General features: G+C 66.5%; 16 protein-coding genes. 2 read left to right on the forward strand and 14 right to left on the reverse strand.

Features of this window, described 5'->3' with window-relative positions:
* Nucleotide 1: 1 nt before the first annotated feature.
* Nucleotides 2-1276 (reverse strand): arsenic transporter, encoded by a 1275-nt coding sequence (locus C5L14_RS06925; RefSeq protein WP_105861281.1) that lies wholly within the window; start codon nt 1274-1276, stop codon nt 2-4.
* A gap of 267 nt (nt 1277-1543) precedes the next feature.
* Between C5L14_RS06925 and C5L14_RS06930 the strand changes: the two genes are divergently transcribed.
* On the forward strand, nt 1544-2809 hold the full coding sequence (locus tag C5L14_RS06930; RefSeq protein ID WP_105861282.1) for an MFS transporter: 1266 nt from the start codon (nt 1544-1546) through the stop codon (nt 2807-2809).
* Between the two features lie 92 nt (nt 2810-2901).
* Here C5L14_RS06930 and C5L14_RS06935 read toward each other — a convergent pair whose 3' ends face one another.
* Nucleotides 2902-7722, reverse strand: coding sequence for an NAD-glutamate dehydrogenase (locus C5L14_RS06935; RefSeq protein ID WP_428832609.1), 4821 nt, complete (start codon nt 7720-7722; stop codon nt 2902-2904).
* A gap of 462 nt (nt 7723-8184) precedes the next feature.
* Between C5L14_RS06935 and ubiG the strand changes: the two genes are divergently transcribed.
* Nucleotides 8185-8934, forward strand: a complete 750-nt coding sequence (ubiG, locus tag C5L14_RS06940; RefSeq protein WP_105861284.1) for a bifunctional 2-polyprenyl-6-hydroxyphenol methylase/3-demethylubiquinol 3-O-methyltransferase UbiG — start codon at nt 8185-8187, stop codon at nt 8932-8934.
* A 6-nt stretch (nt 8935-8940) separates the two neighbouring features.
* Here ubiG and C5L14_RS06945 read toward each other — a convergent pair whose 3' ends face one another.
* The 12 genes from C5L14_RS06945 to C5L14_RS07000 all read right to left on the reverse strand — a co-directional run bounded on the left by C5L14_RS06945 (nt 8941) and on the right by C5L14_RS07000 (nt 21585).
* Nucleotides 8941-9969, reverse strand: a complete 1029-nt coding sequence (locus C5L14_RS06945; RefSeq protein WP_105861285.1) for a LacI family DNA-binding transcriptional regulator — start codon at nt 9967-9969, stop codon at nt 8941-8943.
* A gap of 273 nt (nt 9970-10242) precedes the next feature.
* Nucleotides 10243-10911: a TerC family protein gene (locus C5L14_RS06950; RefSeq protein ID WP_428832603.1), complete on the reverse strand. Its 669-nt coding sequence runs from the start codon at nt 10909-10911 to the stop codon at nt 10243-10245.
* Between the two features lie 239 nt (nt 10912-11150).
* The gene (locus C5L14_RS06955; protein WP_105861286.1) at nt 11151-12665 is read right to left on the reverse strand and encodes a tripartite tricarboxylate transporter permease; all 1515 of its coding nucleotides are present in this window, start codon (nt 12663-12665) and stop codon (nt 11151-11153) included.
* Nucleotides 12666-12789: 124 nt separating this feature from the next.
* Nucleotides 12790-13305 (reverse strand): tripartite tricarboxylate transporter TctB family protein, encoded by a 516-nt coding sequence (locus C5L14_RS06960; protein WP_105861287.1) that lies wholly within the window; start codon nt 13303-13305, stop codon nt 12790-12792.
* Nucleotides 13302-14261: a Bug family tripartite tricarboxylate transporter substrate binding protein gene (locus tag C5L14_RS06965; protein WP_105861358.1), complete on the reverse strand. Its 960-nt coding sequence runs from the start codon at nt 14259-14261 to the stop codon at nt 13302-13304. The genes C5L14_RS06960 and C5L14_RS06965 overlap by 4 nt, the downstream gene beginning before the upstream one ends.
* A 186-nt stretch (nt 14262-14447) precedes the next feature.
* On the reverse strand, nt 14448-16991 hold the full coding sequence (locus C5L14_RS06970; RefSeq protein ID WP_105861288.1) for a sensor histidine kinase: 2544 nt from the start codon (nt 16989-16991) through the stop codon (nt 14448-14450).
* The gene (locus C5L14_RS06975) at nt 16978-17652 is read right to left on the reverse strand and encodes a response regulator transcription factor (RefSeq protein WP_105861289.1); all 675 of its coding nucleotides are present in this window, start codon (nt 17650-17652) and stop codon (nt 16978-16980) included. Before C5L14_RS06975 ends, C5L14_RS06970 begins: the two co-directional genes overlap by 14 nt.
* Before the next feature lie 311 nt (nt 17653-17963).
* On the reverse strand, nt 17964-18455 hold the full coding sequence (locus C5L14_RS06980; RefSeq protein ID WP_105861290.1) for a DUF1178 family protein: 492 nt from the start codon (nt 18453-18455) through the stop codon (nt 17964-17966).
* Complete coding sequence (locus C5L14_RS06985; RefSeq protein ID WP_105861291.1) at nt 18452-19294, reverse strand: carbon-nitrogen hydrolase family protein; 843 nt, start codon at nt 19292-19294, stop codon at nt 18452-18454. The genes C5L14_RS06980 and C5L14_RS06985 overlap by 4 nt, the downstream gene beginning before the upstream one ends.
* A 21-nt stretch (nt 19295-19315) precedes the next feature.
* Nucleotides 19316-19573, reverse strand: coding sequence for a glutaredoxin 3 (gene grxC, locus C5L14_RS06990; RefSeq protein WP_105861292.1), 258 nt, complete (start codon nt 19571-19573; stop codon nt 19316-19318).
* Nucleotides 19574-19700: 127 nt separating this feature from the next.
* Nucleotides 19701-20795, reverse strand: a complete 1095-nt coding sequence (locus C5L14_RS06995) for a DUF1963 domain-containing protein (protein ID WP_181161055.1) — start codon at nt 20793-20795, stop codon at nt 19701-19703.
* 19 nt (nt 20796-20814) lie between these two features.
* Nucleotides 20815-21585, reverse strand: a complete 771-nt coding sequence (locus C5L14_RS07000; RefSeq protein WP_105861294.1) for a ComF family protein — start codon at nt 21583-21585, stop codon at nt 20815-20817.
* Between the last annotated feature and the right edge of the window lie 65 nt (nt 21586-21650).

Genomic DNA, 21650 nt, shown 5'->3' on the forward strand with positions numbered 1-21650 from the left:
CTCAAGAACTCTGGATTGCGAGGATGCCGATTGCGGCCAAAAGCGCCGGGAACGTGACGACGGTGCCGATCTTCAGGAACTGCCAGAAACCAACATGTATGCCCTCCCGCCGCAAAGCGTTCAGCCAGAGGATCGTGGCCAGCGATCCGGTGATCGACAGGTTGGGGCCAAGGTCAATTCCAATCAGGATCGAGCCTGACAGAGCGGGCGAGGCGTGGATCGACTGAACGACGTTTCCTGCAACCAGGCCGGCTGGAAGGTTGTTGACGAGGTTGGCGACGATGGCGGTCAGGACGCCGGCGGCAGGTGCACCGAGCTGAGGATACATGCCCGTCAGGTGGCTGACGGAGTCGGCCAGCATTTCGAGGAGGCCGCTCGTCCCGAGCGCTTCGACCACCACGAACAAGCCCGCCACCAGTGGAATGACGCTCCACGAAATGTCTTCGAGCGCTTGCGTGGGGAATTGGCGCTTGATGATCGATACGATCGACAGGGTGAGAATCCCGCCGGCGAAGGTGGGCCAACCCAGATCGAGGTGGAGCGCCGAGGCGGTGATCAGGCCGATGGCCGTCACTGTCAGCCCCAGTCCCGCCACCTTTCCGGTGAGGGAAAGGCTTGTGCCCGGCACCCGAGTAGCCAGCGTTTCGGCCGTCAACGCCGAGCGCTGGTTCCACAAAAGCGCGGCAAAGGTGATTGCAATGGCAAGCGCTGAAGGAAGTGCGAAGGTCGACAGCCAATCGGCGAGAGCGGGCATATGGCCTCCGCTGAATATCACCAGATTGGCAGGATTGGAGATCGGCAGCACAAAGCTGGCTGCGTTTGCCGTGAATGCGCAGATCAGGAGATAGGGGAGCGGATCCTTGACCTTGGCCGCTCGGCAGGCGGCATAAACGGCAGGGGTCAGAACGACGGCGGTTGCGTCGTTCGACATGAAGATCGTCACCAGAACGCCGACCAGATAGGTCAGGGTGAACAGCTTGAACGGGGAGCCTTTCGCATGGTTGGTGGCTATCAGGGCCAGCCAATCGAACAGGCCTTCCTGTCGTGCCAACTCGGCGATCAGCATCATGCCGATCAAGAACAGATAGACGTCCAGGCCCTTGGCGATGCCCGCCCACGCGTCGAGCAGGGGGATGGCGCCTGCGCCGGTCAGCAGCACTGCCGCCAGGACGGCCCAGACCGCCTCTGGCCACCTGAAGGGGCGGATCAGCAACGTCAACGCCGTCAGGGTTGCAACGGAAAGGCTGAGAATCGGGGCAGAAACTTGAAAGACCATGGGGACTGTGTGGGGGCTCCGGGGGCGCACGAAAGCGATTGCATTTCACCCGCCTCTTCGATCGTATATGTGCTGAACATCGAGGGGGCTAGAGCAAAACGCGTTTAAGCGTGACGCTTATTTGCTCTCAATCTTAGGTTCGACGCGTCTTTGCGATTCGAGGTGATTCCGTCAAATCGCAAAACGCGCTCGCGGAAATCGCCGCGTCATGCCCGCCGGGTGCTCGGCATGGCGTGTCGTTGAAAAGACCTGATCGCGGGAGCATTCGTGACGTCCTCTCCACCCTCCGAGTTTCGTCGCTCCCTCATCGCCCTGTCGATCTTGAACTTCTTCCTTGCCGATGCCCGCGATGGCTTGGGGCCCTTTCTCGACGGTTTCCTTGCAACCCGTGGCTGGGAGCCGTTCACGCTTGGCGTGATAGCGACGATCGGGGGTGTGCTGGCAATGCTGACCACGCCTGTGTTCGGCGCACTCGTCGATGCCTCGCCCTACAAGCGGACACTGATCATCCTGCCCGTCACCTTTGTGACGATGATGGCTCTGTGGACACTGGCGAGCCCCAATGGCCTTTCCGTCTTCGGGGGACAGTCCGCAACGGCCATCGTCGGCGCTGTCATCGGTCCCGCGCTCATGGGCCTGACGCTTGGGCTTGTCGGCGAAGCGCGCTTTTCCCGCCAGGTATCCCGAAACGAATTCTGGAACCACACGGGGAATGTTGCCTCCCTGGCGGCGATCTATGCGGGAACGCTCCTGTTCGGCCTCCACGGCGTGGTAGGGCTCATGCTGTTTGCCGCCCTTGCCACGATTGCGGCGACGCTCGCCATCGAGCCGAAATTGATCGACCATCAAGTTGCACGCGGGCTGGTGCACCACGAGGAAGCGGAGGTCCCTTCCGGATTTTCAGTGCTGGCCGGCAGCAAGGGGCTGATCTTGCTCAGCCTGGTGCTGATGATCTTTCATTTTGGCAACGCTCCCATCAGCCGCCTGATCGCCCAGGCTTTCTCCATTCAGCTCGGCACTCCTTTCAGGACCACCGCGATCACGACGGGCGTTTCCCAGCTGTCGATGATCGGCATGGCGCTGATGGCGCCCTGGCTGATCGGACGGTTCGGCCTTGCCGCCATATTCGTCGTTGCCCTGGCAGCCTTGCCGATCCGCGGCGCGATCGCGGGGACCTTCTCGTCCTTTGCCTTCATCTTCCCCGTGCAAATTCTGGATGGCGTGGGAGCCGGCCTGATCGGTATTGTCACGCCCATCGCCGCCGAGCGCATTCTCTCTGGTAGCGGCCGCTTCAATGTCGGGCTTGCCGCCGTCATGACCGTGCAGGGTATCGGGGCCTCGTTGAGCAATGTCATCGCCGGCTGGCTCACCGATTTGGGCGGCTATGGTTTAGCCTATTGGGTTCATGGCAGCGTGGCGTTGGTGGCGCTGGCGCTGTTCGTGTGGGGACGCCACGACATCGCGCCACGCATGCCTTCTTCGGCCGCGGCGGCCGACTGGCCGCCGCGAAGCGCCGAGGAAACGCCTGCCTGATAGCGGCCGCCTCAAGAAGGAGCCGAACCGGGGCCTGCCGAGTGGCCAGTCGGCAACATCGAAGTGCCAGCCGGCCGCCATCCGCGATCTCGTCAGTCCCTGACGAGATCGCCCAGCATGTTGGCCGCCACGGTGAGCTTGGCCAGGGTGAGTCCTCCAGCAGCGATTTCCTCCACCGAGCGACGGATGCGCGCGGCTTCCGGATGGGCCTCGAGCCAGGCCTCCGTCGCCGCCTGGCCGGATAGGCCGGTCGCCAGCATGTCGGCGACCAGGCGCCGCTCGGCGGCCGCGATCTGCTCGATGGCCCGGTCGATGGCCAGGCGCTCGAAATAATCGTTGGCGGGCACGGCGCGGGCCGCTGCCACGACCCGATCGAGCTGGAAATTGGCTTCCGCGGCATAGAAGGTGGCCGCGGTGTCGCCGATGGCCCGGCCGGTGCGACCCGCCACCAGCACGATGTCGGGCGCCGAGACCAGCGGATCGAGATTGGCCATCCGGCCGGCGAGGTCCTCGGGCACGCCGCCCTCGATCAGCTCGCGGGTGCGCTTGAGGCGGGCCGCCTGCATCGCCTCCGGCAGGGTGGTATCGAGCCCGATGGCGATTTCGTGGACACCGGCGCCGAAGCGGGCGATCACCGCCTCCAACCCGGGCGAGAAGTCGACGTTGCGCACGAACCAGACCACGCGCGAGAGCAGCAGGTCCTGCAGGAAGCCGTAAAGGCTGAGCTGGAGCTGCCCGTCGATGCGATTGTCGAGGGCATCGATGGCATCGTAGAGATAGCGCAGGCCATAGGATTCATCCACGGCGGCGAACGCCATGGCGATGGCGGTGACGTCGGCATCGGTCTCGTCGCTGAGGCGCACCACGCAGGCCGGGCCGCCGCGGTTGATGATGCCGTTGGCGAGATTGGTGGCGATGATCTCGCGCCGCAGCCGGTGGTTCTCGACGGCGTCGGGGAACCGGTTCTGCACCTCGGGCGGGAAATACACCGTGAGCTCGCGGGCAAGATAGGGATCATCCGGCACGCTGGTGACCAGCAGGTCGTCATAGAGCGTCAGCTTGGCATAGGCGAGCAGCACGGCGAGCTCCGGCCGTGTCAGGGCCTGGCCGCGGCGGGTGCGCTCGGCGATGGCGACGTCGTCGGGCAGGAACTCGACGGCACGGTCGAGCAGGCCGCGCTGTTCGAGCGACTGCATCAGGCGGGTGAGGAAGCCGGTCTCGGCCACGCCCTTGCGTTCGGAGAGGGAGAGCGCCAGCGTCTGCAGATAATTGTTGCGCAGCACCAGCGAGCCGACCTCGTCGGTCATCGCCGCCAGCAGGACGTTGCGATCGGCCTGCGTGAGGCGCTGGTCGCGCTCCGGCCGGGCCAAGGCGATCTTGATGTTCACCTCGACGTCGGAGGTATTCACGCCGGCGGAATTGTCGATCGCGTCGGTGTTGAGCTTGATGCCCTTCTGCGCCGCTTCGATACGGCCGCGCTGGGTGGCGCCGAGATTGGCGCCCTCGCCGATCACCCGGGCCCTGACATCGGCGCCGGTGATGCGGATGGCGTCGTTGGCGCGGTCGCCGACCTGGTCGTCCGTCTCGCTGGAGGCGCGTATATAGGTGCCGATGCCCCCGAACCACAGGAGATCGGCACGGGCCTTTAGGATTGCCGTCATCACCTCGGTGGGCGTCGCCTCGGCCTTGTCGAGATCGAGCAGCGCCCGCATTTCCGCCGAAAGCGGAATGGCCTTCAGCGAACGCGAGAACACGCCGCCGCCCCTGGAGATCAGCGTCTTGTCGTAATCCTGCCAGCTCGAACGCGGCAGGTTGAACATGCGCAGCCGCTCGGCATGGCTGCTGACCGGATCGGGCGAGGGATCGATGAAGATGTCGCGATGGTCGAAGGCGGCGACCAGCTTGGTGGCCGGCGACAGCAGCATGCCATTGCCGAAGACGTCGCCCGACATGTCGCCGACACCGACGGCGGTGAAAGGATCGACCTGGATGTCGGTGCCGAGCTCGCGGAAATGCCGCTTCACCGCCTCCCAGGCGCCGCGGGCGGTGATGCCCATCTTCTTGTGGTCATAGCCCTGGCTGCCGCCGGAAGCGAAGGCGTCGCCCAGCCAGTGATGCTTCTCGATGGAGATGGCGTTGGCCGTATCGGAGAAGGTGGCGGTGCCCTTGTCGGCCGCGACCACCAGATAGGGGTCGTCGCCGTCATGGCGCACCGTGTTGTCCGGCGGCACGATGTTGTCGCCGTCGAGATTGTCGGTGAGTTCGAGCAGCGAGCGGATGAAGATGCGATAGGCTTCCGTTCCCTCGGCCAGCCAGGCGTCGCGATTGGCCGGCGGCGGCAGGCGCTTGGGCACGAAGCCGCCCTTGGCGCCGACAGGCACGATCACCGCATTCTTGACCTGTTGTGCTTTGACAAGACCCAGAATCTCGGTGCGGAAATCCTGGGGGCGGTCCGACCAGCGCAGGCCGCCGCGCGCCACCTTGCCGAAGCGCAGATGGATGCCCTCCACCCGCGGCGAATAGACGAAGATCTCGTAGAGAGGCTTGGGAGCGGGCAGGCCCTCGACCTTGCGGCATTCGAACTTGAAGCTGATCACCGGTCGGGGCTGGCCGTCCGGGCCGACCTGCCAGAGGTTGGTGCGCACGATCGCCTGCACCAGATTGGTGAAGCGGCGCAGGATGCGGTCTTCGTCGAGCGAGGAGACCGATTGCAGCTGCTCTTCGATCTCGCCCACGATCTCGGCTTCATGGGCGGCGCGTTCGGCATCTGTGGCCGTCAGCCGCGGGTCGTGGCGGGCGCGGAACAGGGCCACGATGCTGGCGGTGATCTGCGGGTTCTTGCGCGCCGTTTCCCACATATAGTCCTGGCTGAAGGGCGCGCGGATCTGACGCAGATAGCGCGACAGGGCTCGAATCGCCGAAATTTCGCGCCAGCCCAGCGAGGTGCGCAGGACGAGGGCGTTGTAGCCGTCGGATTCGGCATAGTCGCCGACCACCGCCATGATCGAGGCCTCGAGGCGGTGCTGGAAGTCGATGCCGGGCGGGATGGGCTGGCCGTCGCTGGTCTCCACCGTCATGTCGTGGAGCCAGACTGGCGCCGGTGCCGGCTTGGCGGTGGGGGTGATCTCGTAGGTGCGCTCGTCGACCACGCGCAGGCCGTGGTTCTCGATCACCGGCACGCGATAGGACAGCGACATCGGCGCGCCCTGCGAGAAGACCTTGAGGCCGCAGCGCGAGGGCGTGTCGTCCTCCTCCAGGCGATAGGCCAGGATCGCCACGGGGCGGGCGGGCGTCAGCTTCTCGATCACGCCGATATCGGCGATCGCCTGGGCGGTGGAGAAGGTCTCGGGATAGCCGCCGGTAAAGGCATTGGCATAGCGGTTGCCGAGCAGGCGGGCCCGCATGCCGTCGGTGGTGCCGGCCAGCGCCGCCCTGAGCTTGTCGCCCCAATTGGTGGCGATGGCATTGATGCCGGCTTCCAGCACCGAACGCTCGATGAAGGGCGTATCCCCCTCGTAGCGGCCGATGATGTAATGCACGCGCGCCAGCGGCCCTTCGGGGAAAGCCGCATAGGACGCCGACAGGCGGCCCTTATAGGCGTTGGCCAGATAATTGCCGATGCCGATGCGCACGTCGGTGTCGTATTTCTCGCGCGGAATGAAGACGAGGATGGAGACGAAACGGTCGAACTTGTCGGCCCTCACCAGCGCGCGCAGGCGAGGGCGCTCATAGAGCAGCAGGATCTCCATGGCGAAGTTGTAGAGCGTCTCGGAATCGACCTGCACCAGTTCGTCGCGCGGATATTCCTCGAGAATATGCAGGATCGCCTTGCCCGAATGGCTCTGCGGATCGAACCCGGCGCGCTGAAGCACCTGGGCGACCTTGTGGCGGACATAGGGGATCTGGCGCACCGAGCGCGTATAGGCCGCCGAGGTGAACAGGCCGACCACGCGCAATTCGCCCTCGACCTGGCCGTCCGGCGTGTAGAGCTTGACGCCGATATAATCCATGCGCACGCGCCGGTGGACGCGGCTGTTCACATTCGCCTTGGTGACGATCAGGATCGTCGGCTCGCGCATGAATTCGCGGATTTCCGGCGTCATCACCACCAGTTCGTTGCCGCGGCGCAGGATCTTGACTTCGGGATCCCGGAGGATGCCGAGGCCCTCGCCTTCGCTGACCTCGTCGGAGGCGTCGCTATCGGTGGAGAAGCGATATTCGCGCAGGCCCAGGAAGGTGAAGTTGTCCGAGCAGATCCATTGCAGGAGCTGGTTGGCCTCGGCGATCTCGTCGACAGGCAGGGGCGGGGGATTGGTACGGAAGGATTCGATCGCCTGCTCCACCCTGTCGCGCATGGCGCGCCAGTCCGTCACGCAGGCCCTGACGTCGTTGAACACCAGCGTCAGCCCGTCGATTAGGCCCTGCCTGTCGGCGTCCGAATCGATGCGGGCTATATGGATGTGGATGAGACTCTCGCGCACGCCCTTGCTGCCTTCCGGCACGGCGTCGCCGAAGAATTGCACGAGCTTGCCCTGGGCGTCGCGCTCCAGCGCGATGATGGGATGAGCCACCAATTGAGCCTCGATTCCCCGCTCCGAAAGCTCGGCCATGGTGGAATCGAACAGGAAGGGCATGTTGTCGTTGAGGATCTCGATGACCGAAATTTCACGGCCATCGGGCATGTCGGGATTGACGACGCGAATATCGGCATGGCCGGGCGTGCGGCGCTGCACGTGATCCCAGGCCTGCTCGGCCAGGAAGGCGAGCGAGGCGGCGTCATGGGTGGCGAGATCTTCGAGCGTGGTTCGGCCGAAGAGCACCTCGGCGAAAGTGGGAGGGGTCTTGCCTGGCTGAAGGCTCCTTGCCGCCTTGTGGATCAGGGCCGCCCGGGCTTCGTCGTCGCGCCACGCCATCTCGTTCATCCCTTCTTGCTGCGCCGTCTGCATGCGGCGCTCTGTGGAATTGCCGGACCCGCTTGTCGACGGGCCGGAGATTCCAAATCGGCCGAATACCGTGCCGGCCTTCCCAGAACGAGAATTTCTCGCCCTGGGAAGGCCGACCTTGCCCGGTCGACAGGCCTCCGTGACCATAGCCGAAATTAAGGCCGCTCAAAGTCCAGGCGCGACGGAAATTGCCAAATTGCGATGACAATATCGAGAAAGAGAACGGCGCATTGTTAACGGGGTTGCCTTTAGGGCAGATCGGCGCCACACAGGCCGCTGAAAATGGTAGTTTCTCCGCCGTACCACGCAATTTTTGCGATTTGCGATTTGACGGAATCGGCAAGAATCGCAAGAGGCATCGCAACAGGGGCTGGAGAAAACGGGCGTTTCCGCCGGAACGTACTTTTCCAGGACGCAGCCAGGACACAGGCAATGAGCGCAGCAGGCACGGGTTCGTCGGTCGATCCAAAGGAGATCGAACGCTTCGAGGCGATGGCGGCCGATTGGTGGAACCCGCGCGGCACCATGCGGGCGCTGCACCGCTTAAACCCCGTGCGCCTGCGCTATGTCAGGGATCAGATCGCCGGGCATTTCGGCCGTTCGCCCATCGCCCTCGACGGCCTGAAAGGCCTCCGGCTTGCCGATATAGGCTGCGGTGCCGGACTGCTCAGCGAGCCGTTGGCCAAGCTCGGGGGCGAGGTGGTCGGCATCGACATGGCCGCGACCAATGTCGAGATGGCCCGGGCCCATGCCGCCCGCTCGGGCCTCACCATCGATTATCGCGTCCTGCCCGCCGAGAACCTCGAAGCGGCCGGGGAGCGCTTCGACGTGGTGCTGGCGATGGAGATCGTCGAACATGTCACCGAGCCCGCCGCCTTCCTGAAGACATGCGCCGCTATGGTGAAGCCCGGCGGCCTCCTCTTCGTCGCCACCATCAACCGCACCATGAAGGCCTATGCGCTGGCCATCGTCGCCGCCGAGAAGGTGCTGGGCTGGGTGCCATCGGGAACGCATGACTGGAACAAGTTCGTCACGCCGGCGGAGATCGGGGGTGCGGTGACGCCGGAAGGCCTCGCCGAGCTCGACCTCTCCGGCGTGATCTACAATCCCCTGCTCGACGAATGGCGCCTCAGCCGCGACACCGACGTCAACTTCATGATGGTGTTCGCGCAGGCGGTGTAACCGGCCTCAGGGCAGGTTGTCCCTGAGATAGATGTCGATGCGGATGCGTTCCTGGCCCTGGTCGATGGGCTGGCCGTCGGTGAGGGCGCGCAGCACGCGCATGGCGCTGCGTGCTTCGTGGCCGGGATCCTGGTTGAGGATGGCATCGAAGGTGCCGTCGATCAGGGCCTCGCGGCAATGGGCGGTCAGCTCATGCGCGATCACGCAGATGCGGCCGCCGGCATGGCGCTTGTTCAAAGCGGCGATCACGCCGCGATTGCCGCCGCCGAGGCTGTAGAGGCCGATGATATCGGGGTGGCGGTCGAGCAGGGCGCCGAGTACGTCCTCGACGATGGCCCCATTGTCGCGGCCTTCGATCACCGGCAGGGTGACGAGGTCCGGATATTCGGTGCGCAGCACGCGTTCGAAGCCGAAATGGCGCTCGACATGGTCGCGCAGCAGCATCGAACCGGCGAGCACGGCGATGCGGCCCGAACGCCCGCGCAGGAACCGCCCCATCAGCGAGCCGGCGGTACGCCCGGCGGCGCTGTTGTCGATGCCGACGAAATGGGCGCGCCGCGAGGCGGGCACGTCGGATACCAGCGTCACCACCGGTATGCCGCGTTCGGCCAGCCGGTCGATGGCCTGGCGCACCTGGGCGTTTTCGGTGGCCACCACGGCCACGCCCGAGGTATCGCTGCCGTCGAGCCCGTTGAGGATCGCGGCGAGTTTCTCGTCATCGAAGGGCGGGATCTCGACGACGCGTATGCTGATCCGGTCGGCCGCATTGAGATCGGAGAGCCGCGTGGCCTCGTTCGCCAGGTTGCGCATGAAGGTGTTGACGCCGATCGGGACGAGAAAGACGAAGCGATATTCCTGCTGCTTGGCCAGCATGGCGGCGGCCATGTCGCGGCGATAATTGAGCCGGGCCATGGCCTGTTCGACCTTTTCGATCGTTGCCGGCCGCACGCCGCCGCGGCGATTGAGCACGCGGTCGATGGTGGCGAGGCTCACGCCTGCCGCACGCGCCAGATCGTGCACCGTTGCCCGCGCCATCGTTCCACCTGTCCCGATCTTTCGGGAACGTACCTCAGAAAATTGGGCGAGGCAAACAGCCGGGGCGCTGCCGCTTCGGGCACCGGAATCGCCCCTCGGTGCCCTTATCAGGGGCGCTATTGCCAGGCCAAGGGAGGGCGGGCTTGCTGCAGGATGCAATGAAGCCCGCATCGATTTCTGAGGGACGCCCATCATCCGAGGCAGCAACGGGCGCCAAGACATGAAAAAGGCCGGCATCGCTGCCGGCCTTGATGAGGCTCCGCGCTGGCGGCCTCAGAACATCAGGGGCCAGACTTCCTTGGCACCGCGATAGATCATGTCGCCCGCGACATAGAGAATGGCGAGCAGGCCGATATAGGCGATCCAGCGATAGCGGTTGAGCAGGCGGGCGATCAGGCTCGCCGCGATACCCATCAGGGCGATCGAGACGATCAGGCCGAAGATCAGCACCCACAAATGGTCGCGTGCCGCGCCGGCGACGGCCAGGACGTTGTCGAGCGACATCGAGACGTCGGCGATCACGATCTGCCAGGCCGCCTGGGCGAAGGTCTTGCGCGAAGTGCCGCTGCTCGAGCCGTTGCCGCTCTCCCCCTCGCCGTCGAGAGCGTGCTGGGCGGCGGTTTCCTCGCTATGGCTGGTGCTCAGTTCGCGCCACATCTTCCAGCACACCCACAAGAGCAGGATGCCGCCGGCGAGCAGAAGCCCTACGATGGCGAGCAGCTGGGTGGTGATGGCTGCGAAGATCACGCGCAGCACGGTGGCGGCGGCGATGCCGATCAGGATGGCCCGGGTGCGCTGCTCCTTGGGAAGGCCGGCAGCGGCAAGACCGATGACGATGGCGTTGTCGCCGGCCAGGACGAGGTCGATCAGGATGACCTGGCCGAGGGCGACCAGGGAGGAGACAGAAATGGCTTCCGACAAAACGGCAAGAATATCGGGCATGGAAGAAGGCTCTCTCGTTCCGGTGCGGGAGAGCGGTACCGATTCGAGCCAGGGGGAAGCCTGGGGCTCTAGGGGACGCCGACGCGCCGGGACCGCTCTGTTTGCTCCAGTCCGACATCACAGTTGCCGGAGCTCGACGCTTCGGGAACTGCCAGAGGGGCCCGGCCTGGTGCGGGAGGTGTACTGCAAGTCGAGATGAAAGAAAAGTAATGTTCCGGCATGGCTGCCGGAACCTGGCTTCAATCCTCGGAGGCAGCGAGCTGGGTCAGCACCTTGCTGCGGCCGCGCCAGCGCATATAGGCCGGCACGACGATGGCGAGGGCGGCGATGGAGAACAGGACCACGGCCGGCGGCGAGCTGAAGAAACCCTGATGCAGCTGCAGCGCCTTGCGCAGCTGCTCCTCGGCGAGCGGGCCCAGAATCAGCCCCACCACCACGGGGGCGATCGGATAGTCATAGAGCCTGAGGCCATAACCCATCAGACCGAAGGCGAGGAGCATGGCGAGCTGGGCCGGCGAGGGGTTGGAGGCGAGCGTGCCCAGCGTGGCGAACAAGAGGATGCCCGCATAGAGCCACGGGCGCGGGATGGTGAGCAGCTTCACCCACAGGCCGACCAGCGGCAGGTTCAGCGCCAGCAGCATGAAATTGGCGACCAGCAGGCTGGCGATCAGGCCCCAGACCAGCTGGGGATTGGAGGTGAAGAGCTGGGCTCCCGGCTGAAGGCCGAATTGCTGGAAGCCGGCGAGCATCACGGCCGCGGTCGCCGAGGTGGGCAGGCCGAGGGTGAGCAGCGGCACCAGCGTGCCGGCGGCCGAGGCGTTGTTGGCGGCTTCCGGCCCGGCTACGCCCTCGATGGCGCCATGGCCGAATTCCTCGGGCTTTTCGGCGAGGCGCTTTTCGGCGGCATAGGACAGGAAGGTGCCGATCTCGGCCCCGCCCGCCGGCATGGCGCCGATCGGAAAGCCGAACAGTGTGCCACGCAGCCAGGGTTTCCAGGAGCGCCGCCAATCCTCGCGGCCCATCCAGATGGAGCCCTTGATCGCCTCCACCGTGCCCGTGTTGAGCTTGTGGGTCGCGGCCACGGCGAGGGCTTCGCCGATGGCGAACAAGGCGACCGCGAGGATGGTGACTTCGACGCCGCCGCGCAGATCGGTGATGCCCAGGGTCAGGCGCCCGTTCTGGCCGCTGACGATATCCTTGCCGATCAGGCCGATGGCGAGGCCGATGAACAGAGCGGTCAGGCCGCGCAGGGCCGAATTGCCGAAAGCGGCCGATACGGTGACGAAGGCCAGCACCATCAGGGCGAATTTGTCGATGAACTTCAGCGACAGCGCGAACTTGACTACCCAGGGGGCGATGAAGGCCAGGGCCAGCGTGGCCAGCAGGCCGGCGACGAAGGAGCCGATGGCGGCCGTCGCCAAGGCGGGGCCACCCCGTCCGGCCTTCGCCATCTTGTTGCCCTCGACGGCGGTGACCATCGAGGAACTCTCGCCCGGCGTGTTGAGCAGGATCGAGGTGGTCGAGCCGCCATACATGCCGCCGTAATAGATGCCGGCGAACATGATCAGGGCGCCGGTGCCCGACGGGTCGAGCTGGAAGGTCACCGGCAGGAGCAAGGCGATGGTCAGCGCCGGGCCGATGCCGGGCAATACGCCGATCAGTGTGCCCAGCGTGACGCCGATGAAGGCGCAGAGGAGGTTGTACGGTTGCAGCGCAACCGCCAATCCGTCGACCAGATGACCGAATGTCTGCATCGAAGGGTCCTATAGCGTTGTTCAGAAAAGCCGATAGGGACTTGCTCATCCCCTGCCGGCGAGGTGCCGCCGATCCGGAGTTCGACAAGAATCAAAGGATGCGCGATTGCGGCCGACCAAGGCCCTAATCGCTCAGCAGCGTGGTGACGGCATGTTCCAGCGGCCCCTGCGGCAGCGACAATTGCAGGAGCTGGGCGAAAGCCAGCCAGACCAGGAAGGAGAGCACCACGCCGACCAAGCAGCCGAGCCAGAGCGGCTTGCCGAAACCGCGGGCGGCGAAGCCGAACAGCAGGCCACTGGCGAGCGAGAAGCCGGCATTGACGGCGATCAGCCCGATCTGCGCCAGCAGGCCGGCGATCACCCAGGCGATCGCCCCGGCGTCCTGCTTCTCCTCCGGCGCCGGCGTCTTGCCGCGCAGGGCGGACAATACCGTGGCGACGGCGAGGACGAGCAGGCCCGCCGCGATGGCATAGGAGAAGGCGGCCGGTCCGAGTGGGTCGCTGGCGACCTTGGTGTTGAGCATGGATGCATCGGTGCCGATGACCACCGCGAGGATGGCCAGGGCGGCGGCGATCACCAGCCCGGCGACTGTGGAGCCGGGCGCTCGCCCGGGCTCCGTCTTGCTCTCGGCGCTGCTCATTTCACCAGGCCGATGTCTTTGAGCACCGTACCGGTGGCAGCGATGTCGGCCTTGAGGGCGGTGTCGAAGGCATCACCGGAGAGATAGGTGTCGGTCCAGCCGCGGGTCTTGAGCGTGTCCTGCCAGGTCTTCGACTTCACCATCTTCTCGATGTCGGCGGTGATGGCGGCCTTCTGCTCGGGCGTGATGCCGGGCGCGGCGGCGACCATGCGCCAATTTTCCAGGGCAACGTCGACGCCGGCTTCCTTGAAGGTGGGGGCATCGACGCCTTCGATGCGCTTGGCGCCGGAGACGGCGAGGAGGCGCAACGCGCCGCCCTTGATCTGGCTCTCGAATTCGCCATAGCCGGAAATGCCGGCCGTCACCTGCTCGCTGAGCACGGCAGCGACGGCCTCGCCGCCGCCGGCAAAGGCGACATAGTTGATCTTGGAGGGATCGACGCCCACGGCCTTGGCGAACAGGCCCGCGGTGATGTGGTCGGTGCCGCCGGCCGAGCCGCCGGCCCAGGAGACCGCGCCGGGATCCTTCTTGAGGGCTTCGACAAGGTCGCCGAGCGTCTTGATCGGCGAGGAGGCCGGCACCACGATGGCCTCGCTCTCGCCGGTGAGGCGGGCGATCGGCGTGACGTCGGCGAGGCTGACGGCGGAATTGTTGGTGAGGATGGCGCCGACCATGACGTAGCCGCCGACGATCAGCGCGGAGGGGTTGCCCTTGGACTGGTTGACGAACTGGGCGAGGCCGATGGTGCCGCCGGCGCCGGCAACGTTGTTGACCTGCACGTTGCGGGCGATCTTTTCGGTGCGCAGCGCCGTCTGCATGGTGCGGGCGGTCTGATCCCAGCCGCCGCCGGGCGCGGCTGGAGCCATGATGTCGTAGCTCGCCGTCTGAGCGAGAGCCGCGAAGCTGGAAAGAGCCAGGGCGCCGGCGGTGGCGCAGGCAAGCAAGAGTTTCTTCATCATTTCCTCCCTGAGCAAAGCGTTCACGGCCGAACGCTTGCGATCGTGTGGGTAGGGAAAGGAGGAAGGGACATGCACCTGGAGCTGCCTCATGAGCAGCCGTTTCCCCCGCACCCTACGTCTTGTTCCGAACCTTGCAAGGTCCGGTTGCCGGCAACGATAGCAACTATACCTGTCAGCGACCTGTCAGCGCGAGCCGTCGGTGACGAGCTGGCGCCAGGTCGCCAGGAAGCGGGCCTTGCGTTCCTGGTCGAGCGCCACCAGCAGGGCCGGGCCGAGCGTGATCGGCTGCAGCACGCCGCGCGACGCGGCGCTGATGCGTTCGGCCGTCCAGCCGCCCGGCGTGCCCGGTACGATCGAACCCAGCGCCGCCTGGCCCGCCACCACCGCCTGGCCTCGGGGGGAGAGGGCATAATCGATGAAGGCGCGGCCGAGATCGGGCTGGTTGGCCCAGCGCGGCACCAGCATCACGCGAGTGAGGATGAGGGCGTAATCATCGGGAATGACGATGCCGATGCGCTTGTCGAGCCGCTGACGGGCATAGGCGTAGGAACCCAGCACATTGTAGCCCAGCGCCAGCGAGCCGGAGGCGATGCCCTCCAGGATGGCGGGGCTGGAGCCGGAGAGACGCACGTCGGCCCGGCCGAGAGCGCGGGTCAGGCGCCAGAAATTCGAGGAGATCTGCGCGTCCTGCGCCGCCAGGAGGTGGCCGACCCCGCTCTTGCCGATATCGTAGGTCGCCACCTTGCCGCGAAAGCGGTCGGTCTCCTTCTCCAGGAGCTCGGTGAGGGCGAGGTGCGAATGCGGGGCTTGCGCGTCCGGCACCAGCGTGCGGTTGTAGACGATGACGATCGGCTCGAAGGTGAAGCCGAAGATCTCCGAGCGCCAGCTCGCCCAGGCCGGAAGGACCGGCAGCAAAGGCGAGGCATGGGCGAGGGCATGGCCGTCATTGGCGAGCTTGACCTGCAAATCGGCTGCCGAGGAGACCAGGAGATCGACATCCGTGTCGAGCTGGTTCTCCTGCGTGCGCTGGTAGAGCGGCAGCGTATCGGTCTCCTCGTAGGTGACGCTGACGTCGGGGCGCAGTTCCTGAAAATCCTGGATCAGCAACTCGAATTGCGGGGTGTCGGTGGTGCCGAGGATCGAGAGGGTCGGTCCGCCGGGCACCGGCGCCGGATAGAGTCTGGAACCAGCCTGGGCCGTGCCGTCCAAGGGGGAGCCGATCGTCAGGCCCGCGGCGATGGCGAGGGCGGCGAGGGCAGGGGCGACCGCGCCGCGCCTGGAACCGGCGCGCCCTTTCGCCTGCTCCGGCGCCAGCGGCAGTTCGAGCCGGACCTCCAGCCCGCCGCCCGGCCGGTCGTGCAGCGACAGGCTGCCGCCATGGGCCTGTGCCACGGTCCGGGCGATCGGCAGGCCGAGCCCCGAACCAACGGTGCCGGCACCGGCATGCCCGCGCTGAAAGCGCTGGAGCACGGTTTCCTTCTCCGCCTCGGGAATGCCGGGGCCGCGGTCGCATATCCTGATGAGTAGGCGTCCCTCCGCCGTCCTCCCGGCCATGATCTCCACCGCGCTCCCGGGGGCATAGAGCAGGGCGTTGCCCGCGAGGTTGCGCAGCATCTCCTGCAGGGCCAGGCGGTCGCCCTTGAGGCAGGCGCCGGCCAGGGCGGGGAGGATCGTCACGGCAAGACGCCGCGCTTCGTCCGGGTCGAAGCGGCGGGTGACGTCCTCGACAAGGTCGGCGATGGGGATGAGGGCGGATTCGCGGCTCTCGAGCCGGTGGGTCAGTGTCGCCTCCATCAGGAGCTGGCTCACCAGTTCGCTGGCATGCACGGCGTTGCGGTGGATCTTGGTCACCCGCTCGTGCAGCGCCTGGTAGTCGCGCTCGTCCAGCGCCACTTCGGCCTGGGCGCGCAGGGAAGCGAGAGGCGTGCGTACCTGATGGGCCGCATCGGCGACCACGCCCGACAGGGCATTCATCACGCTGGCGAGGCGGCGCATGAAGTCGTTGAGGGCGGCCACGAGCTGGCTGACCTCGGCGGGAACCGGCGCGGCGAGGGGTGACAGGTCCTGCGGCGCACGATCGCGCAACGCCGCCTCCACCGTGGTGAGCGGCGCGAAGGCCCGCTGCACGCCGAACCAGACCAGCGCCAAGGCGAGCAGGAGGATGCCGATCAGCGGCAGCACCGCCCGCGAAACGATCTCGGAAGCGAGGGCGGTGCGTGCGCCGCGCGTCTCGGCGACGCGGATGGTGACCCAGCCGGCTGCATTGCTGGCCGAAATCAGACGGCCGATGCTGGCGACGCGCACGGCTTCCCCGTGAAAGCTTGAATCGGCGAAGACGGTTTCGGCGGAGCGCACCGCCGGCAATTCCTCGGCGAGATCGCCATAGCCGGTGACCAGGGCGCCGTCGGGTGCCTCGACCTGGTAATAGATGCGATCGCCCCCCGAACCGAGCATCGCCAGGGCCGCATAAGGGAGTTCGACGGTGACGCGCCCTTCCTCGACCAGCACGGCCCCGGCAATGGTGAGCGCGGAGGCGGTGAGCAGGCGGTCATAGGCCTGGTCGGCGGCGCGGCGGGCATAGGAATGAATGAAGGCGATGAAGGCGAGGGCGGCGAGGGCGAGCACCAGCAGGGCGGCGGCCAGCACGCGGCGGCGGATCGAGGCGGTGGCGCGCCCGGCGGATGCAAACGGGACGGTTGCCGGTGCGGTGGGATCAGGCGCCGTCATGCCGCCGCGCCATGTAGCCCGAGCCGCGCATCGTCACGATCTCGATGCCGGCACCCTGCAGTTTTCGGCGCAGCCGAGAGACCAGCAGTTCCAGGGCGTTTACGGAGACCTCGTCATCCAGGCTGAACACCTGGTCCATCAGCCGTTCCTTCGGCGCCACCTGACCGAGCTTGGCAACGAGAATTTCAAGCAGGCGGAACTCGCGCCGGCCGCAATCGATGGGCTTGCCCCGGATGGCGACCGTGCGTGCCGCGAGGTCGATCGTCAGGGCCTCGACCTCGATGGTGCTGGCCCGCATGCCGGCCGGCCGGCGCATCACGGCGCGCAGCCTCGCCTCGAATTCGCGTAGGTCGAAGGGCTTGACCAGATAGTCGTCGGCGCCGAGGTCGAGCAGGCTGATCTTGTCGTCCACCTCCGAGCGGGCGGTGACCACCAGCACCGGCGTGCCGTGGCCGGCACGGCGCAGATCGGACAGGATGGCGAAGCCGTCGCGGCCCGGCAGCATCACGTCGAGCACCACGGCGTCGAAGGTGTCCTCGCGCAGGCGCTCTGAGGCGAGCGCGCCATCGCGCAGCCACTCCACGGCATGGCCGGAGCTGCGCAGCCTGGCCACCATGGCATCGCCCAGATCCTCGGCGTCCTCGACCAGCAGGATGCGCAATCGACCTCCCTTTTTGGCGGACTGTAGAGCCAAGCGACCAGATAGGAAAGTCGGGATTGGGCGCGGGTCTTCGGACACGCCGGGGCTATCGGCAGGCGCTGCCCTTGCAGGCTGGTCTGAAGAGCCTGGCCGAAAAGTCACGGGAACCTCGACCTTTGTCATCACCGGGCTTGCCCCGGTGATCCAGGGGCCACAATCTCCATGGATTGCGGCAGCTGGATGCTCGGGACAAACCCGGGCATGACAACGGTGGTGCTTTTCTCGGTTCCGTTGTGAGTTTTGAGCCAGGCTGGTCGGAAGACCCCCCAGTGCTAGTTCCGATCGTCCGGCAGCATGGGCAGGGGAAGAATGTCGATGCCGTCCTCGATGAGGCTGCGGACGTCCTCGCCCGTCGCCTCGCCATGAATGGTGCGGCGCTCGATCTCGCCCTCATGCATCTTGCGGGCCTCGGCGGCGAATTTGTCGCCGACATAGTCGGATTTCGCCGTCAGCATGGCATGCAGTTCGCGCACCTTGGCGCGCAAGGCCTGTTCGTCCGGCGAGGTCAGGGCCACCGGCTGCGGCAAGGCCGGCAGGTTTTCGCGAATTTTGGCGTCGGGGCTCCCGCTTTCGCGGTCCCGATCGCCACGTTGGCGATCTGTGCGTGCCACCTGCGGCGCCATGATGGCCTTGCCGACCTTGGTGGAACCGCAATGGGCGCAGCTCAGCAAGCCGCGCTCGGCCTGGTCGTCATAGGCGGCACTGTCGCGAAACCAGCTCTCGAACTCGTGCCCCCGGTCGCAGACGAGAGAAAAGCGAATCACTCTGCAGCCCTCAGCGCAGGTTCCGTCTTCATCGTGAACGAGCGCGCATTCTTGAGATTGGGGACCTTGCCGCGCGTCGCCGCCACGGCGTGCACATCGACCTCACCATAGATCAGCCCGAGCGTATCGCCGGCATCGGCAACCACCCGGCCCCAGGGATCGACGATGACGGAATGGCCGTAGGTGTCGCGGCCGTCGTCGTGATGGCCGACCTGGGCGGCCGAAATCATCCAGGCGCCGTTCTCGATGGCGCGGGCGCGCTGCAGCACATGCCAATGGGCTTCGCCCGTCTGCTTGGTGAAGCAGGCCGGCGCGCTGATCACATCGGCGCTGGCGTCGCCATAGGCCCGGAAGAGCTGGGGAAAGCGCACGTCGTAGCAGATGGCCAGGCCGAGCCGCCCGAAGGGCAGGTCGACCGTCACGGCCTCGCCGCCGCCGACATAGGCATTGGATTCGCGCCAGGATTCGCCGCCGGCAAGATCGACGTCGAACAGGTGGATCTTGTCGTAGGAGGCGAGCACCTCTCCCTTGGGATCGATGACGAAGGCGCGGTTGGCAGCCTTGTCGCCGACACGCACGGCCATGGAACCGATATGAAGATGCAGGCCGTTGTCGCGCGCGATGGAACGGAAGGCATCGAGTTCGGGATTGGACTGCTCGTCGCCGATGACGGCCATCATGGCGGCCCGGTCGCGATTGACCACGGTGGTCATCTCGGGCGTCTGCAGGTACTCGGCCCCGGCAGCCTTGGCCTCGCGGGCGGCGGCGGCGACGGTGGCGACATTGGCGGATGGCACCAGGCCCGAGCGCATCTGCAGAACGGCGGCTTTGAAACGCATGGATCCGTCTCCCTGGCTGGCCTAGGCGGCGAGAAGCTTGTCGAGGCCGCCGGCCGCTTCGAGATCATGAAGATCGTCGCTGCCGCCGACATGGGTGTCCCCGATGAAGATCTGCGGCACCGTGCGCCGCCCGTTGGCGCGCAGACTCATGGCTTCCTGCAAGTCGGGCTTGCCGTCGACGTCGATCTCCTCGAAGGGGATTCCCTTGCGGGTGAGCAGCGCCTTGGCCGCCTTGCAATAGGGGCACCAGGATTTCGAATACACGACGACGGGCGGCATTGCGTTCATTCCATCCACAAACGACCTTGCCCACAGATGGGAAGGCGAAGAACCAAAATCAATCGGTATTATAGGCAGTTGCCGCAGGCCGACAAGAAGGGGTGTCCCGGGGGCGCAGGGCGTCCGCTCACGGCTTCTGGAAGACCATCCAGGCCCGGTCGAAGGCGCGGATGCGCATGTCGTGCTCGCGCATGAGGATGTAGAGCGCGCCCGAGGGCAGCAGGCCGAGGGCGTCGTCCCGCCCGATCTGCAGCAGCAGGCGCCAGCGATCCGCCGTGCGCAGCAGCCGGCGGGCCTCGGTTGTGGCATAGGCCTCGCCGGTGCCGCAGAAAATACCGTGCGAGGCCAGTTGGGCCTGGGCCTGCATGCCGTTCTGCAGCGGGCGCGGCCAGCCGCCGAGCTGGTGATTGGCGCCCCCCCTGCCATCCGGCGTGCCGTAGCGGCCGAGCCAGGTCTCGTAGCGGATCTCCTCGCTGTCCTCATCCCAGAAGGTGGATGCCTCCTCGCCATGCGGGAAGGCGTCGAAGCCTCTGTCGCTCGGCGGGATGGCAGTGACGACCGGGCGCGCCACCACGGCCGCCGGCTTGAAGCGGCTGCTCCAGCGCTCCTGCGCCAGGGCGGCGGGTTCAGCCTTGCGCTCCAGGCGCTCCACCGGTGTCTTGTCCCAGACCAGGCGCAGCCCGGTCGCGGCATGCGGATCGTAGGGTTTCGGCTTTGCCCAATAGTCGCAGAAAAGCAGCAGGCGGCCCTGATGCGGCAATGCGGCGGGAAAGCCCGGGGTCCGCGACAGCGAGGCAAGATCAAGTTGGGCGACGAAGGCCAGAGGAAAGGCGGAAGAGACCGCCGCGGCAAGCTCGCTCTGCTCGCGGCTGGCCTCCCGGGCGTGCTCGGGCGTCAGCCATGAGCCCGGCCGCGTAGCTTCGCTGGCCAGGCGATCCGCTTCACCGAGATGGTTCTGGGCGCGTTCGGCAGCATCGCCATAGGGGGGGCGTTCCGGCCAGGCCATTGCATCGGGCAGGTCGGGCAGGCCGCCGATCTTGCTGGCACCGAGCGGAATCCGGCTTTCCTCGCAAGGCGTGGTCTCCAGCACGAGCGCCGGGCGGGCCTGCTCGGCGAGCCGGGCGACGCTCGCCGGAGCGAGGCCGGCCTCGGTCAGGGAACTCTGCAGGGTCTCGCGGCTGTCGGGCCAGGCGAGAGGAGGCGGTTGCGGTATCGGATCCAAGGTGGGCAGTCCCGTTCGGTTACTCGATCGGCGTCGCCACCCGGGCGAACACCAGCATGTCGACATTGGCTGCGCCGGCCCGCAGCAGGGCGCGCGCCGCAGCCTCGCCCGTGGCGCCCGAGGTCAGCACATCGTCGACCAGCACGATGCGCTTGTCCTTGATAGCCGGCCGGGCGCCCGGCGAGACGGTGAAGGCGCCCTGCACGTTGCGGGCGCGTTCCTTGCGGCTGAGGCCGACCTGATGCGCCGTGCGCCTGGAGCGGCCGAGCAGCAGCGGCTGATAGGCGACACCGCTGCGGCCGCTGATCTCGCGGGCCAGCAAGGCGGCTTGGTTGAAGCGCCGCCGCCAGAGGCGCAGCCGGTGCAGCGGTATGGGCACCAGCATGTCGGCGCCAGCGAGCAGGTCCTGCCCGGCCTGGGCCATCAGCCTGCCCATGAAGGGGGCGATCTCGACCCGGTCACCATATTTGAGCCGATGCACCAGCTCGATGGCGGCGCCTTCATAGCGGGCCGCGGCCCTCGCCCGGCCATAGGCGGGCGGATCGGCGATCGCCTGTGCCGAGACCATGCCCTCGCCATGATCGTAGACGAAGGGAATGCCCAGTTTTTCGCAATAAGGACGCTCGATCAGGGACAATTGCTGCCAGCAGGCCACGCACAGATTGGCGTGGCTGGCGGTGGTCTCCCGGCAGCTCAGGCAGCGCGGCGGCAGGATGACGTCCGCCAGCCGGCTTCCCGCCCGCAGGAGCAGGCGCGGCAGCGAAGAGGGAGCATCGGCGGAGACGGACATGGCGGCAAAGTGGCAAAGATTGCCCGGGCTGTCATCAGGACATTGCAGTGGAGGTCTCGGCGGTA

This window comes from Labrys okinawensis (assembly GCF_002982075.1).
Lineage (GTDB): Bacteria > Pseudomonadota > Alphaproteobacteria > Rhizobiales > Labraceae > Labrys > Labrys okinawensis_A.

Excerpts from the sequence above, each read along its gene's own strand:
- C5L14_RS06925 (WP_105861281.1), bottom strand. The coding sequence starts at position 1,276 with ATGGTCTTTCAAGTTTCTGCCCCGATTCTCAGCCTTTCCGTTGCAACC.
- C5L14_RS06935 (WP_428832609.1), bottom strand. The coding sequence starts at position 7,722 with ATGGCGTGGCGCGACGACGAAGCCCGGGCGGCCCTGATCCACAAGGCG.
- ubiG (WP_105861284.1), top strand. The coding sequence starts at position 8,185 with ATGAGCGCAGCAGGCACGGGTTCGTCGGTCGATCCAAAGGAGATCGAA.
- C5L14_RS06945 (WP_105861285.1), bottom strand. The coding sequence starts at position 9,969 with ATGGCGCGGGCAACGGTGCACGATCTGGCGCGTGCGGCAGGCGTGAGC.
- C5L14_RS06950 (WP_428832603.1), bottom strand. The coding sequence starts at position 10,911 with ATGCCCGATATTCTTGCCGTTTTGTCGGAAGCCATTTCTGTCTCCTCC.
- C5L14_RS06955 (WP_105861286.1), bottom strand. The coding sequence starts at position 12,665 with ATGCAGACATTCGGTCATCTGGTCGACGGATTGGCGGTTGCGCTGCAA.
- C5L14_RS06960 (WP_105861287.1), bottom strand. The coding sequence starts at position 13,305 with ATGAGCAGCGCCGAGAGCAAGACGGAGCCCGGGCGAGCGCCCGGCTCC.
- C5L14_RS06965 (WP_105861358.1), bottom strand. The coding sequence starts at position 14,261 with ATGAAGAAACTCTTGCTTGCCTGCGCCACCGCCGGCGCCCTGGCTCTT.
- C5L14_RS06970 (WP_105861288.1), bottom strand. The coding sequence starts at position 16,991 with ATGACGGCGCCTGATCCCACCGCACCGGCAACCGTCCCGTTTGCATCC.
- C5L14_RS06985 (WP_105861291.1), bottom strand. The coding sequence starts at position 19,294 with ATGCGTTTCAAAGCCGCCGTTCTGCAGATGCGCTCGGGCCTGGTGCCA.
- grxC (WP_105861292.1), bottom strand. The coding sequence starts at position 19,573 with ATGCCGCCCGTCGTCGTGTATTCGAAATCCTGGTGCCCCTATTGCAAG.
- C5L14_RS07000 (WP_105861294.1), bottom strand. The coding sequence starts at position 21,585 with ATGTCCGTCTCCGCCGATGCTCCCTCTTCGCTGCCGCGCCTGCTCCTG.